This window comes from Rhodovarius sp. (assembly GCF_040399605.1).
In the GTDB taxonomy this organism is placed as follows: Bacteria; Pseudomonadota; Alphaproteobacteria; order Acetobacterales; family Acetobacteraceae; genus Rhodovarius; species Rhodovarius crocodyli_A.
In genome coordinates this window covers 1-14121 of record NZ_JBBARU010000081.1, presented here as the reverse complement: position 1 = coordinate 14121, position 14121 = coordinate 1, and the positions used below count along the sequence as shown (strand labels likewise).

Sequence of the window (14121 nt, the reverse complement as noted above, 5' to 3'; positions counted from 1 at the left end):
GCGTTGGCCGAGGCACACTAAACTCGGTGTCCATCGAACCGGCAGCAGGCCAAACGGGTCTTTGTCGAGACTGCTTCCGGCGCAAAGGTGGACCGGCAGGAACTCGCCAAACTCTTGGAAATGGCCCGGCCGGGAGATTGCATCGTCGTGTGGAGGCTGGACCGTCTCGGAAGGTCCCTTCGCCATCTGATTGAGATCAGCGAAGACCTTCAGCGCCGGGATATCGGACTGCGCTCCCTCACCGAGGCCATCGATACCACCACCCCCACCGGGCGGTTTATGTTTTCAATTCTGGGCGCTCTGAGTTCCATGGAACGCGAAATCCTCATCTCAAGGACCAAAGCCGGACTCCGCGCCGCCGCTTCCCGTGGACGTCGTGGTGGCCGCCCACCTGTTCTCGACGAGGCCAAGCTCCGCGCCGCGCGCGCCATGCTGGCGGCAGGCACCCTCACAACGACCGAGGTCGCCCGCCAACTCGGTTGCGCACCCAGCACCCTGTTCCGCCATCTGGCCAACACCCGCAGCCCGCTGGACCGGGAGATCGTTTGAGGAAGTTCTGTATGACCCTTGTCTGCCCACCATGGCTACGGTGGTAACAACCGCCACCACGATGACGGCCATGAAGTAGGGCAATCCGTTTTGCGTCGGGGTTTTCGCGACATACGCATGACAGGCTACTCGGCATGCGAGTCGCCATCACTGAAGTTGTTATCGCCGATCTTAAGCGTGATCTCAGCCCGAAAACTCTGGACATCTGGGACAACACGGTGCGCGGGCTCGTGCTGCGCATCCTGCCATCAGGTCGGATGACATGGTCTGTGCGGGCATGGACATCGTCCGGGAGCCGCACCTCCATCAAGTTGGGCGAGCACCCAGCACTGCGTGCCGTCGATGCACGGCGACAGGCATTGATCCAACTTGGTGCCGTCCAGCAAGGACGTGATCCAGTCAGAGAACGACGGGCAGAGCGCGAAATCCGTCGGACTGCCGCAGCGGCGATCACCGTCGAAAAGGCCCTGACCGACTGGCAGACATCACGGTCGACATCTGCCGAAAACCCATGGTCGGCTACCTACATCAGCCGCGTGGCCAGCGCCCTGCGGGTCCATATTCCCGCCCGTCTCCAGCGGCACCCTCTAGCCGATACGCGCCGAGAGACATGGACGAAGCTGTTGGCCGGAGTGGCGAGGGACAGGCCCGGTGCCGGGGCATTCCTCTATACCATAGTCTCCTCGTTCCTCGGCTACGCCGAGGCTATGGGCTGAATCGAGCAACACCCGCTGCCCCGGCGTGGCCGCGCCCTGATCGCCCCCCATGTCGCGCCCCGGACCCGAGTTCTGGACGACCATGAATCGCTGGCGATCTGGCAGGCAGCAGAGCGTGAACCGCCGAAGCTTCGGGCATTCACAAGGTTGCTGATCCTGACCGCGTGCCGGGTGTCGGAGGTCGCCGATATCAGCGTCGGTGAGGTGGTAGCGGATGGCACCATCTGGGTGATACCGGGCGAGCGGGTGAAAAACTCGCATGAGCATATCGTGGCACTGGAAGTGCTCGCGCACGCCGAATTGAACTTGGTCTGGCCGAAGGGCACCGGCAGTCTTGGCCCAGCATGGAAGCTGCTCGGGCGATCTCCAACGCAGGGGTTCAGCGGTAACGGCAAGCTACTGCAGAGGTTGATCGAGGCGTCGGGTGTCCAGCACTGGACGTGGCACGACCTCCGCCGAACTGCCCGGACCGGGATGACATACCTGAAGGTGCCGGAGCCCGACGCCGAAGCCGCGCTGAACCACATCACCTCAAAGGGCAAGCTCGTGGCGACCTACGACCTGTCCGGCCCCTCGGCCTCGGGCATCGGCGCGCTGAGGGTTTGGCAGGGATATGTTGCAGATGTTGTCGAAGGGCACCGCCCGGCTGGTGATGCTGAGGCGCGACATCGCGCCTCCCTGCCGGAACATCTGCGCTATCGGTCGAAGCCGAAGATCGAGATCAGGAAGAAAGCGAAGCCCGGACGACCTGCCCGATCTGGACCGACAGGGCCTGACTCTACGTCGCGTGAAGACGCGAGAAACCTCACCGCCGAGGCGGCGGGAAACGATTGATTTATCGAGGATTTCCGGGACAGGCTAGGTGACGTCGCTCCACTTGGGAAGCTGACGTTCTACCGCTGAACTACGCCCGCACCTCGGACATCATACGCGCCAAAGCCGGCAAAATAAAGCCCCGGCGGATCACTCCGCCGGGGCCTTTTTTGCGCCTCCAGGATCAATCCTGGTTGCGCACGCCCATGAACTGCAGCAGCAGCTGGAACAGGTTCACAAAATTCAGGTACAGCCCCAGCGCATCCATCACGCTGCGCTTGGCAGCCTCATCGGTGCCCTCGGCATAGCTGTACTCAACAAAGTCGTTCTTGATGCGCTGCGTGTCATAGGCGGTGAGGCCGCAGAACACGATCACGCCGATGATGCTCACCGCAAAGGCCAAAGCCGAGCTTTGCAGAAAGATGTTGATCACCGAGGCCAGCAGCATGCCAATCAGGCCCATGATCATGACGCTGCCCATCTTGGTCAGGTCCTTGCCCGTGGTGTAGCCCCACAGGCTCATCACGGCGAACATGCCCGAGGTGGCGAAGAAGGTGCTCGCCACCGAGGTCTTGGTGTAGATCGCGAAGATGTTGGACATCGAAGCGCCCATCACCGCGCAGAAGGCCCAGAACAGCGCCTGGGTGGTGGTCTTGCTCAGCCGGTTGATGCCAAAGCTCAGCACCAGAATGAAAGCCAGCGGCGCGAACATCGCCACATAGCCCAGAATGGTCGGCGCCGTGGCAATGCCGCGCGGCGTGCGCACCACGGTGTAGAACATCGAGGCCACTTCGGGCACGGCCGCAATGGCATAGGCAACAATGGCGGTCAGCAGCAGGCCGCTGGCCATCCAATTGTAAACCCGCAGCATATAGGCCCGCAGCCCCGCATCGATCGCGGCGGCATCAGCGGCAGAGGTGCGGCCCCAGCCGGGCGCGGCGCCAAAGCGGTAGTCGGGTTGAAGAGCCATGGCTCGATCATTTCCTTATCTATGAGGGCGCAGCCCCCGGGTGCCTAACTATATGGAGTTTTCGTAATCCAAATCAAGCGACGAATTGTCACTGCCTGTCACGGCGCACCCGCCACCCAATAGCCCTCATGCGGCACCGCCCCTTCGGCCTCCAGCAAAGGGCCCAGCACCGCAACCTCTGCGGCGGCGGCGCTCAACACCTGGCGGCAGGAGAGGCCAAGCCCCGCCGTATGCGCCTGGGCATTGCGCGCGGCGGCAATCGCCTCGGCCCGCAGCCCATACACCATCCGGCCAATCCCGGCATAGAAAATCGCCGCGGAACACATCGCACAGGGCTCGCCCGAGGAATACATCGTCGCCCGCGCCAGGGTCTTTCGTGAGATGCCGGCCATGTGCAGCCGGCCCAGCGCCACCATCTCACTGTGCGCCAGATTGCCCCCGCCGCCTGCGCCCTGCAGGCTCGGCCCCTCCATTAAAATGGCGCCATCGGCCACCACCACGGCGCCAAAGGGCCGGTCGCCACGCGCCCGGGCCTCGCTCGCCACGGCAAAGGCCCGGCGGAGGAAATGCAGATCGGCTTCTGTCGGATCACTCATTGCGCAGAAATGGCGCGGGTTTGGCGCGCAGCGCAAGAGCAGTGCCGACATAGCCAAAACTGAGGGTGAGCGCCATGCAGCCCAGCACCGTGGCGGCCAGCGTGCCGGGCAGGAAAACCCATTCCTGGCGCATGATATAGCTGGTCACCGCCCAGGCCGCCGCAGTGCCGGCCGCCGCCGCCAGCAGCCCCGAAGCCAGGCCCAGCACACCAAATTCCACCAGAAAGGCACCGCGGATCTGCCCCCGCGTGGCGCCCACCGTCTTCAGCACCACCGCCTCGCGCACCCGCCGCCCCTGCCCAGCCGCCACCGCCCCCGCCAGCACCAGCATGCCCGCCAGCAGCGTCACGCCCCCCACGGCCGAAAGCGCCCCGCCCAGCTTGCCCAGCAGCGCCGCCACCCCTTCAAGAATCTCCCGCACCCGCACGCCGGACACATTGGGAAAAGCATCCGTCACCTGCCGCAGCAGCGCCGAATCAGCGCTGGGATCGTTCCGCACCGTGGCGATATGCGTATGCGGCGCCGCCTCCAGCAGCCCCGGCGAGGCCACCATGGTGAAATTGATCCCCAAACCCCGCCACGCAACCTGGCGCAGATTGGCAATGGTCAGCACCACATCCCGCCCCAGCACATTGACGGTGATGGTATCCCCCACCTTCACCCCCCAACCCGCAGCGATCTGCGCATCAAAGGAGAGCAAGGGCGGGCCGCGATAATCCTGAGGCCACCATTCCCCGGCCACCAGCCGCGTACCCTCCGGCATAGGCCCGGTATAGGTCAGGCCCCGATCACCATTCATCGCCCAGGCGCTATCGGGCGAAACCCGCACCTGCTCAGCCGGCACGCCCTTCACCGCCACCACCCGGGCGCGCAGGCTCGGCACGCGGCGCATTTCGCTCACCGCCGGATTGGCCCGCAGCAAGGCATCAAAACCCTCCACCTGGGCGGGCTGGATGTCGATGAAAAAGAAATTCGGCGCCGCCGCCGGCATTTCATTGCCAATGGCAGCAGTGAGATTGCCCTGAATCTGCGCGATGGCCGCCAGCGTGGTCAGCCCAATACCCAGCGCCACCACCATGATCGGCGTGGCGGCACCCGGCCGGTACAAATTGGCCAACCCCAGCCGCCAGGCCGGGCTATGTGCGCGCGGCAGGCGCCGAACCAGCGCCATCAGCCCCCAGGCCCCCAGGCGAAACACCCCCAGCGCCGCCGCCGCCCCGGCACAAAACCCGGCGGCAAAGCGCGGCTGCTCAGCGGTGAACACAACCAGCGCCACCAACCCCGCCAAAGCCGCCCCATTGAGCAGCACCAGCGAGGCCCGCGGCCAGCGGCGCGAGGGCTGAAAACCGTCCCGAAACAGCGCCGCCCCGGGAATTTCCCGCGCCCGCCCCAGCGGCCAGAGCGAAAACACCAGCGCCGTCAGCAACCCATACAGCGCCGCCAGCGCCAGCGGCGCCGGATAAGGCAGCAGCACCGGCGGCACCGGCAAGACGGCCGAAAGCGCCCAGGCCGCCAACACCGTCAACCCAAACCCTGCCACCAGCCCCATGCCGGTGCCCAGCACCGCCAGCGCCAGAACCTGCCACAAATACGTGGCAAAAATCGCCCCGGCGGGCGCGCCCATGCAGCGCAGCGTGGCAATGGTGCGGCCACGCGCCTCCAGCCAGGCCCGCACCCCGGTGGCCACGCCAATGCCGCCCACCAGCAGCGCGGTCAGCCCCGCCAAAGTCAGGAAAGAGGCTGCACGATCCAAAAACCGGTTCACCCCCGGCTCGGCCTGGCTCGCCATACGCAAACGCCAGACCGCATCAGGAAAGGCCGCGCGCAACGCACCCACAAAACCCTCAGCATTCACCCCCTCGGGCAGGCGAAACCGGACCTCATTATTGATCAGGCTGCCCGGCTGGGCGAGTTGCGTCGCCGGCAGATCAGCGAGGTTGATCATCGCGCGCGGGCCGAAAATGGTGGGCGAGGCCACCTTGTCCGGCTCCTCGGCAATGGTGGCGGCCAGACGCAGCCGCGCCTCGCCCAGCCGCACCTCATCACCAATGGCCAGCCCCAGCCGCTCCATCACCGAGGGCTCCACCGCCACGGCGCCGCGCTCCAACCTGCCATGCTCCAGGCGCAATGCGCCAAATAGCGGATAGGCCGCATCCACCAGCTTGAGTTCCACCAGCATCCGCTCGCTGCTCGGCGCCACCAGCATGGCGCGGGTCAGCAGGATGGTGCTGGGCACCGCGCCACGCGCCACAGCCCAGGCGATGGGCTCCGGCGGCACTGGCTGGTAGCCGCCGCGAATCTCAAAATCGCCCCCCAGCAGCCGGGCGCCATCCGCCTGCAACCCGGCCTGAATGGCGGCCCGCAGCGAGCCCACCGCCGCAATCGACGCCACCCCCAGCGCTAGGCAGGCCAGCACAATGCGCAAGCCCCGGGTGCCGCCGCGCAATTCCCGCCGGGCCAGCTTCAGGCCAAGCCAAATATTGTTCATTCGGCCGGAACCTCGGAAAAATCCTCCACCAACTTTCCGTCTTCCATCCGCAATTGCCGGTCGCAGCGCGCGGCCAGCGCCGGGTCATGGGTGATCAGCACCAGCGTGGTGCCGAGTGTCTCCCGCAGCGAGAATAGCAGTTCCATCACCGCGAGGCCGGTCGCGCGGTCCAGATTGCCGGTGGGTTCATCGGCCAGAATCAGCTTCGGGCGCGCCACAAAAGCCCGGGCCACCGCCACACGCTGCTGCTCGCCGCCCGAAAGCTGGCCCGGATAGTGATGAATGCGATGCCCCAGCCCCACCGCCTCCAGCGCCGACTGGGCCCGGCTCGCCGCCTGGTCATCGCCGGCGAATTCCAGCGGCAGGGCGGTGTTTTCCAGCGCCGTCATCGTCGGCACCAGATGGAAGGACTGAAAGACAATCCCCACCTCGTCGCGGCGAAACCGCGCCAGCGCATCCTCATCCATCCCAGCCAGCACATGGCCGCCCACCTGCAAGGTGCCGCCGCTGGCACGGTCCAACCCGGCCAGCAGCATCAAAAGCGAGGTCTTGCCCGAGCCGGATGGCCCCACAATGCCCACCACCTCGGAGGCACCGATGCGCAGATTGACCCCGCGCAGGATGTTGACGCGCCCCGCCGCCCCCACCACTTCAAATTGGAGGTTATGCGCCTCGATCAGCGCAGGGGTTTGTGGCTGGATGTCCATGGTTGGCAGATATGGGCGCCGTGCTGCGCTGCAAAAGGCCGCGATCGGTTTCTCTGTATTTCCGGCGTTTGCGCAAACGCCCATTAGGCTGCTGATGCTGGGGGACAGCATCACCGCCGGCTATGGCCTGCCGCCGGGCCAGGGCATCGTGGCGCAATTGCAGGCGGCCCTGGTGGCGGCCGGCAGGCCCGTGCGCATCCTTGATGCCGGGGTCTCCGGCGACACCACCGCCGGCGGCCTGGCGCGGATCGACTGGGCGCTGGCGGAAAACCCCCAGGCGGCCATCGTGGCGCTGGGCGGCAATGACGGGCTGCGGGCGCTGCCACCCGCCGCCAGCCGGGCCAATCTGGCCGGGATTCTCGATAAACTGGCCGCCAGGCGCATCCCCACCCTGCTCGCGGGCATGATCGCGCCGCCCAATCTGGGCGCCGATTACGGCCGGGAATTCGCCGCCATCTTCACCGCCCTGGCAGCGCAGCGGCCGGGCATGCTGTTCTACCCTTTCCTGCTGGAGGGCGTGGCGGGAATCGCCGCCCTGAACCAGCCGGATGGCATTCACCCCAACCAGGCCGGGGTGCGGGTGATGGTGGAAAGACTATCACCTGTCACACAAACCCTGCTGGACCAACTCCGCCCCTGAGCGGCATTATGGTCACCGAATCGGTGGGAGCCTGCCCCATGCCCCTGCGTCTTTTCGTCGCCCTGGCCCTGCCAGAGGAATTGATCCAGCAGCTTTCCGCCATCGCCATGGGCGTGCCGGGCGCGCGTTGGATCCGTCCGGAGAATTACCACCTGACTTTGCGCTTCATCGGCGAGGTGCAGAATTGGCAGGCCGAGGAGGTGGACGAAGCCCTGGCCGGCATTCGCGCCCGGCCCTTCTCCCTCTCCCTGCATGGCCTGGGCACGTTCGAGAAACAGGGCCGCATCCAATCCATCCATGTCTGCGCCGAGCGCAATGACGCGCTGAGCCATTTGCAGAACAAGGTGGAGACGGCGATGCAAAGGGTCGGCCTGCAGCCGGAGCGCAAGCGCTTCACCCCCCATGTCACCCTCGCCCGCAGCGATGCGGTCGCCCCGGCCAAACTCATCGAATATGTCCAGCGGCACAATCTGTTCCGCGCCGAGCCGGTGATGGTGGAGCGCTTCGTGCTCTTCTCATCGCTGCTCGGCAAGGAATGCGCGACCTATGTGCCCGAGGTGGAGTATGAACTCGCGGCCTGAGCCTCCGGGCTGGCGGCCCCTCTGGCACCGGCGTTGAGCAGCCCATCCCCATGCGGCTGATCCTGCCCCTGCTATTGCTGCTGGCAGGCCCCGCAGCGGCGGAAGAACCCCCGCGCATCCCCCCCAGCACCCTGCCTGGCATCGGCGGGGAAGACAGGCGGGTGCTGCTGCCACAGCCCGCCCGGCCCTGGTCAGCCCTGGGGCGGGTGCAAACCGGCCTGGGCAATCGCTGCACCGGCACGCTCATCGCGCCGGATAGGGTGCTGACGGCAGCGCATTGCCTGGTGGCGCCGCGCACCGCCAATTTCGTGCAGCCCCGCTCACTGCGCTTCCTGCTGGGCTACCGCATGGGCTGGTTCCAAGCCGCTGCCGAGGCACGTGCCTATCATGTCGGCGATGGCTTCAACCCCGCGACAAATGGCCCGGCGGGGGCGGATTGGGCGATCATCGAATTGGCCCAGCCCCTGCACGGGCCCATGCTGCCGCTCTGGCAGGGTGGCATTCCGCCCGGCACGCCCTTGATGCTGGGCGGCTATCAGCAGGACAGGCCAGAGGTCATCCTGGCCGATACCGATTGCCGGGCCGGAGCCATGCTGCGCCAGCCCAAGGCCCCATCATTGCTGGCGCATGACTGCTCCGCCACGCGCGGCGCCTCAGGCGCCCCCCTGATCGCGCTGCTGCCCGATGGTCGGCATGTCGTGGCCGGCGTGGCGGTGCGGGCGGCGCTCGGCGCCGCCAGGGGTTTTGCGGTGCCGGCAGAGGCGATACGCTCACTCCACACAAGGGAGTGACGACCATGGATATGGAACTGCGCGGCAAGACCGTCGTGATCACCGGCGGCAGCAAGGGCATTGGCCTGGCCTGCGCCGAGGCCTTTGCCGCCGAAGGCTGCGACCTGCTGCTCTCCGCCCGTGACCCCGCGGTGCTCGATACCGCCGCGGCCAGCCTGCGCGCGCGCTTCCAGGTGGGCGTGCGGGTGCTGGCGGCCGATCTCTCGGCCGATGCGGAGCGCGAAAAACTCCACGCCATGGCGCCCGATGCCGATATCCTGGTGAATAATGCCGGCGCCATTCCCTCGGGCGGCATCGCCGATATCTCGGTGGAACGCTGGAAAGCCGCCTGGGACCTGAAGGTCTTCGGCTATATCCATCTCTGCCAGCTCTTCCTGCCCGCCATGCTGGCGCGCAAATCGGGCGTGATCGTCAACATCATCGGCATGGCCGGCCGGGCACCGAAGGGCGGCTATATCGCGGGTGCGGCGGGCAATGCAGCCCTCATCGCCTTCACCCACGCCCTTGGCGGGCAGACCCAGAACGACAAGGTCCGCGTCTTCGGCATCAACCCGGCAGTCACGGCAACCGACCGCATGGAAACCCAGGCCCGCTTCAACGCGGCGCAGAAACTGGGCGATGCCGAGCGCTGGCGCGAAACCCTGACCGGCCTGCCGCTCGGCCGGCCCATCGAACCGCGTGAAATCGCCGAACTCGCCGTCTTCGGCGCCAGCCCCCGCGGCGCCTCGATCAATGGTACAGTGCTGGATGTCGATAGCGGCGGCATGCACCGGATCTGACAGCCACCGAGGGAGGATAACGGGCCATGGACGGGACAACCGCCGGCTATGATGCAACCCGCGCCCGCTGGGCCGCGGATAACGAGGCCTATTGGATGGCCGCGGCGGCGGGGCTGGACTGGCACCGCCCGCCCAGCCGCGCCTTCTTCCCCGACCAGGGCAGTTACGGGCTATGGTTCGCCGATGGCTGGCTCAACACCTGCCACAATGCGCTCGACCGGCATGTTCTGGCCGGGCGCGGCGCCGATACCGCGCTGATCTATGACAGCCCGGTCACCGCCACCCAGGCGCGCTACACCTATGCCGAACTGCTCGCACGCGTCGAAAAACTCGCCGGCGCCCTGGCCGCACGCGGCGTGGGCAAAGGCGATCGCGTCATCATCTATATGCCCATGCTGCCCGAGGCATTGATGGCCATGCTGGCCTGCGCCCGCCTCGGTGCGGTGCATTCGGTGGTCTTCGGCGGCTTCGCCTCGGCCGAGCTCGCCGCGCGCATCGATGACGCGCAGCCCGTGGCCGTCATCACCGCCAGTTGCGGCATCGAGGGCGCCCGCGTGGTGCATTACAAGCCCCTCCTCGACGCCGCCCTGGACATCGCCGCGCATAAACCCGCTTTCACCCTGCTGCTGCAACGCCCGCAGGAACAGGCCGCAATGGGCCCGCGCGATGTGGATTTCGAAACCGCCCTGGCCACGGCAACCCCGCATCCCTGCGTCCCGGTCGAGGCCACCCACCCGCTCTATATTCTCTACACCAGCGGCACCACGGGAAAGCCCAAGGGCATTGTCCGCGAAAATGGCGGCCATGCCGTGGCGCTGCATCACAGCATCCCGATGATCTACGGGCTCTCGCCCGGCGATGTCATGTGGTCGGCCAGCGATGTCGGCTGGGTGGTGGGCCACAGCTACATTGTCTATGCGCCGCTCCTCGCCGGCTGCACCACGCTGATCTACGAGGGCAAACCGGTGGGCACGCCCGATGCCGGCGCCTTCTGGCGCGTCTGCGCCGAGCACCAGGTGAAGCTGCTCTTCACCGCCCCCACCGCCATCCGCGCCATCAAGAAAGAGGACCCCAAGGGCGCGCTGCTGGCGCAATACGACCTGTCGCGCCTCGAAGCCCTCTTCCTCGCCGGCGAGCGCTGTGACCCCGATACGGCGCAATGGGCCGAAACCCTGCTCGCCCGCCCGGTGATCGACCATTGGTGGCAGACCGAGACCGGCTGGCCCATCACCGGCGCCTTTCGCGGCCTCGGCCTCTTCCCTGCCCGTCTGGGCAGCGGCGGCAAGGCCAGCCCGGGCTTTGATGTCGTGGCAGTCGATGAGGCCGGCCACGAACTCCCCCCCGGCACCATGGGCACCCTGGCCATCAAACTCCCCATGCCGCCCGGCTGCCTCAACACGCTATGGCAAGCGCCCGAGCGCTTCCGCGAGGCCTATCTGGAGCACTACCCCGGCTATTACGACACCTCCGATGCCGGGATGGTGGATGAGGATGGCTATGTCTGGGTGATGGGCCGCACCGATGACATCATCAATGTCGCCGGCCATCGCCTCTCCACCGGCCAGATGGAAGAAGTCCTCTCCGGCCATCCCGATATCGCAGAATGCGCGGTGATCGGCGTGGCCGATGCCCTGAAAGGCCAGGCACCGCTCGGCCTTGTGGTCCTCAAAGCCGGCGTGAACAAACCCAATGAGACGGTCACCGCCGAACTCGTCGCCCGCGTGCGCGAGCATATCGGCCCCGTCGCCGCCTTCCGCGAGGCCCGCGTGGTCGCCCGCCTGCCCAAGACCCGTTCGGGCAAAATCCTCCGCCAGACCCTGCGCAAAATCGCCGACCGGGAGGAATACGCCGTACCCCCCACCATCGACGACCCCGCCATTCTCGATGAAATCAAGGCAGTACTGGGATGCTAAGCCGCCACCGCACCGAAACCGGCGTGGAATGGCTGGTCCTCAACCGCCCCGCCGCGCGCAATGCACTAAGCCTGGAGATGCTCACCGCGCTGGAGGCAGCGCTGGCCGATATCGCCACCTCCGACACGCGTTGCGTCATCCTCGCCGCCGAGGGCCCGGTCTTCTCCAGCGGCCATGACCTGAAGGAAATGCGCGCCCATCGCGCCGATGCCGATGGCGGCCGCGGCTTCTACACCCAGGCCATGGCGGCCTGCGCCCGCGTCATGCAGGCGGTGGTCCATCTACCGCAGCCCGTCATCGCCGCCGTGGAGGGCGTGGCCACCGCCGCCGGCTGCCAACTCGTGGCCAGTTGCGACCTGGCCGTGGCCACCCCCAATGCGCGCTTCTGCACCCCCGGCGTGGATATCGGCCTGTTCTGCTCCACCCCCGCCGTGGCAATCTCCCGCGCCATCGGCCGCCGCGCCGCGATGGACATGCTGCTGACCGGCCGCATGGTCGAGGCCGAGGAAGCCCGCGCCATGGGCCTGCTCAACCGCGTGGCAGCGGATGCACGCGCCACCGCGCTCGCCCTGGCCGAGGGCATTGCCGCGCGCTCCCAACTCACCATCCGCATGGGCAAGGCCGGCTTCAACGCCCAGGCCGGCTGCGCCCTGCCGGAAGCCTATGCCCAGGCCGCCGCGGTGATGGTGGACAATATGATGGCCGAGGATGCGAAGGAGGGCATTGGCGCCTTCCTCGAAAAACGCGCCCCGCAATGGCAGGACAAATAAGATGAGCATGTATGACACGGGGCTGGAACGCGGCCCGGCCAATCACCAGCCGCTCACCCCCCTGCTCTTCCTCGAACGCGCGGCCGCCGTGCATCCTGAGCGCATTGCCGTGGTGCATGGCACAATCCGCCGCAACTACGCCCAATTGCGCGCCCGCTGCGTGCAACTTGCCCATGCGCTGCACCAGCGCGGCCTCCGGCGCGGCGATACGGTGGCGGCCATGCTGCCCAATATCCCCGAAATGCTGGAATGCCATTACGGCGTGCCCATGGCCGGCTGCGTGCTCAACGCCATCAATACCCGCCTCGATGCCACGACCATCGGCTATATTCTCGACCATGGCGAGGCGAAGATCATCATCATCGACCGTGAATTCCTCCCCACCCTCACCGCCGCCCTCGCCCATTGCACCAACCGCCCCACCATCATCGAGGTGAACGACCACACCGCGCCGCATGATGCGAGCCTGGGCGGGCTGGATTACGAAGCCCTGCTGGCCGAGGGGTCAGAACACTTCGCCTGGCCACTGCCGGAAGATGAATGGGACGCCATCGCCCTGAACTACACTTCAGGCACCACAGGGCGCCCCAAGGGCGTGGTCTACCACCATCGCGGCGCCCATCTGCTGGCCACCGGCAATGTACTCTCGGGCGATATGAACCGGCACCCGGCCTATCTCTGGACGCTGCCGATGTTCCATTGCAATGGCTGGTGCTTCCCCTGGACCATCACCGCCCTGGCCGGCGCCCATGTCTGCCTGCGCGCCGTGCGCGGGGGCGCAATGTGGGCGCTGATGGATGAACACAAGGTGAGCCATATGTGCGGCGCGCCCATCGTGATGAGCACGCTGCTGGCCACGCCGGAGGCGGAAAAACCCACCCTCACCCAACAGGTCAATTTCATCACCGCCGGCGCCCCCCCGCCCGAGGCCGTGCTTTTCGCCATGAAGGAGGCCGGCTTCAAAGTCGTGCATGTCTATGGGCTGACCGAGGTCTATGGCCCCTCCGTCGTCAATGAATGGCAGGCCGAATGGGATGGTTTGCCCAATTCGGACCAGGCGGCCCTCATGGCGCGGCAAGGCGTGCGCTACCAGGCGCTGGAAGGCCTCGATGTGATGGACCCGGAGATCATGGCGCCGGTGCCCGCCGATGGCGTCTCGATGGGTGAGGTGATGATGCGCGGCAATGTGGTGATGAAAGGCTACCTGAAGGACGCCCCCGCCACCCAGGCGGCCTTCGCCGGCGGCTGGTTCCACACCGGTGACCTCGCGGTGAAATATCCCAATGGCTATATCCAGTTGAAGGACCGCTCGAAGGACATCATCATCTCAGGTGGCGAGAACATCTCCTCGATTGAGGTAGAAGACACCCTCTTCAAGCACCCCGCCGTGGCCCTCGCCGCCGTGGTCGCCGCCCCGGACGAGAAATGGGGCGAAGTGCCCTGCGCCTTCATCGAACTGCGCCCAGGGCATGGCGCCACCGCCGAAGACATCGTGACGCATTGCCGCACCACCCTCGCCGGCTTCAAGGTGCCCAAACGAGTGATCTTCCAGGAATTGCCCAAGACCAGCACCGGCAAAATTCAGAAACACGTGCTGCGCGCTCAATTGCGCTGAGCCTGGATGCGGCGAGGGGATATAAGATCGAGGGGCTTTACCCCTCGAGCACCCCAGCAGGAAACTTAGTTTCCTGCACCTTCATTTAATTATTCAATTATATAACATTAATATTCTAAAAACGTTTTCTAGACAATTATATAAAATTTAAATATTAATGTATACTCAATGATCCCTTACAAATAAAACGGGC

General features: G+C 66.1%; 13 protein-coding genes and 1 pseudogene. 10 read left to right on the top strand and 4 right to left on the bottom strand.

Translation table 11 applies throughout. The annotated features are described in order from the left end of the window. Positions 1 to 60: 60 nt before the first annotated feature. The 3 genes and pseudogenes from ABWP84_RS15865 to ABWP84_RS15855 form a co-directional block, all read left to right on the top strand. Positions 61 to 549 (top strand): annotated as a pseudogene (locus ABWP84_RS15865) (recombinase family protein); the annotation flags it as partial. A 134-nt stretch (positions 550 to 683) separates the two neighbouring features. Continuing rightward, a complete protein-coding gene (locus ABWP84_RS15860; RefSeq protein WP_353213018.1) occupies positions 684 to 1265 on the top strand; it encodes an Arm DNA-binding domain-containing protein in 582 nt (193 codons plus the stop codon). Further along, positions 1266 to 2099, top strand: a complete 834-nt coding sequence (locus tag ABWP84_RS15855; RefSeq protein ID WP_353213019.1) for a tyrosine-type recombinase/integrase — start codon at positions 1266 to 1268, stop codon at positions 2097 to 2099. Positions 2100 to 2262: 163 nt separating this feature from the next. Here ABWP84_RS15855 and ABWP84_RS15850 read toward each other — a convergent pair whose 3' ends face one another. From ABWP84_RS15850 to ABWP84_RS15835, 4 genes are all read right to left on the bottom strand, one after another. Next, positions 2263 to 3048, bottom strand: coding sequence for a Bax inhibitor-1/YccA family protein (locus ABWP84_RS15850; RefSeq protein ID WP_353213017.1), 786 nt, complete (start codon positions 3046 to 3048; stop codon positions 2263 to 2265). A 98-nt stretch (positions 3049 to 3146) separates the two neighbouring features. After that, positions 3147 to 3644, bottom strand: coding sequence for a deaminase (locus tag ABWP84_RS15845; RefSeq protein ID WP_353213016.1), 498 nt, complete (start codon positions 3642 to 3644; stop codon positions 3147 to 3149). Then, entirely contained in the window at positions 3637 to 6132 is a 2496-nt protein-coding gene (locus ABWP84_RS15840) for an FtsX-like permease family protein (RefSeq protein ID WP_353213015.1), read from the bottom strand. Before ABWP84_RS15840 ends, ABWP84_RS15845 begins: the two co-directional genes overlap by 8 nt. Beyond that, positions 6129 to 6839 (bottom strand): ABC transporter ATP-binding protein, encoded by a 711-nt coding sequence (locus tag ABWP84_RS15835; RefSeq protein ID WP_353213014.1) that lies wholly within the window; start codon positions 6837 to 6839, stop codon positions 6129 to 6131. The genes ABWP84_RS15840 and ABWP84_RS15835 overlap by 4 nt, the downstream gene beginning before the upstream one ends. A 94-nt stretch (positions 6840 to 6933) precedes the next feature. Here ABWP84_RS15835 and ABWP84_RS15830 point away from each other — a divergent pair, with 94 nt between their 5' ends. From ABWP84_RS15830 to ABWP84_RS15800, 7 genes are read left to right on the top strand one after another with little or no spacing between them, the layout of a single operon-like run. Next, positions 6934 to 7479, top strand: coding sequence for an arylesterase (locus ABWP84_RS15830; protein WP_353213013.1), 546 nt, complete (start codon positions 6934 to 6936; stop codon positions 7477 to 7479). 38 nt (positions 7480 to 7517) lie between these two features. Beyond that, the gene (thpR, locus tag ABWP84_RS15825; RefSeq protein ID WP_353213012.1) at positions 7518 to 8060 is read left to right on the top strand and encodes an RNA 2',3'-cyclic phosphodiesterase; all 543 of its coding nucleotides are present in this window, start codon (positions 7518 to 7520) and stop codon (positions 8058 to 8060) included. A 50-nt stretch (positions 8061 to 8110) separates the two neighbouring features. Further along, entirely contained in the window at positions 8111 to 8851 is a 741-nt protein-coding gene (locus ABWP84_RS15820; protein ID WP_353213011.1) for a trypsin-like peptidase domain-containing protein, read from the top strand. 5 nt (positions 8852 to 8856) lie between these two features. Continuing rightward, positions 8857 to 9630 (top strand): short-chain dehydrogenase/reductase, encoded by a 774-nt coding sequence (locus ABWP84_RS15815; RefSeq protein WP_353213010.1) that lies wholly within the window; start codon positions 8857 to 8859, stop codon positions 9628 to 9630. 26 nt (positions 9631 to 9656) lie between these two features. After that, a complete protein-coding gene (locus ABWP84_RS15810) occupies positions 9657 to 11543 on the top strand; it encodes an AMP-binding protein (RefSeq protein ID WP_353213009.1) in 1887 nt (628 codons plus the stop codon). Further along, positions 11537 to 12313, top strand: a complete 777-nt coding sequence (locus tag ABWP84_RS15805; protein WP_353213008.1) for an enoyl-CoA hydratase — start codon at positions 11537 to 11539, stop codon at positions 12311 to 12313. Before ABWP84_RS15810 ends, ABWP84_RS15805 begins: the two co-directional genes overlap by 7 nt. A 1-nt stretch (position 12314) precedes the next feature. Next, on the top strand, positions 12315 to 13928 hold the full coding sequence (locus ABWP84_RS15800; protein ID WP_353213007.1) for an acyl-CoA synthetase: 1614 nt from the start codon (positions 12315 to 12317) through the stop codon (positions 13926 to 13928). The last annotated feature ends 193 nt before the right edge of the window (positions 13929 to 14121 follow it).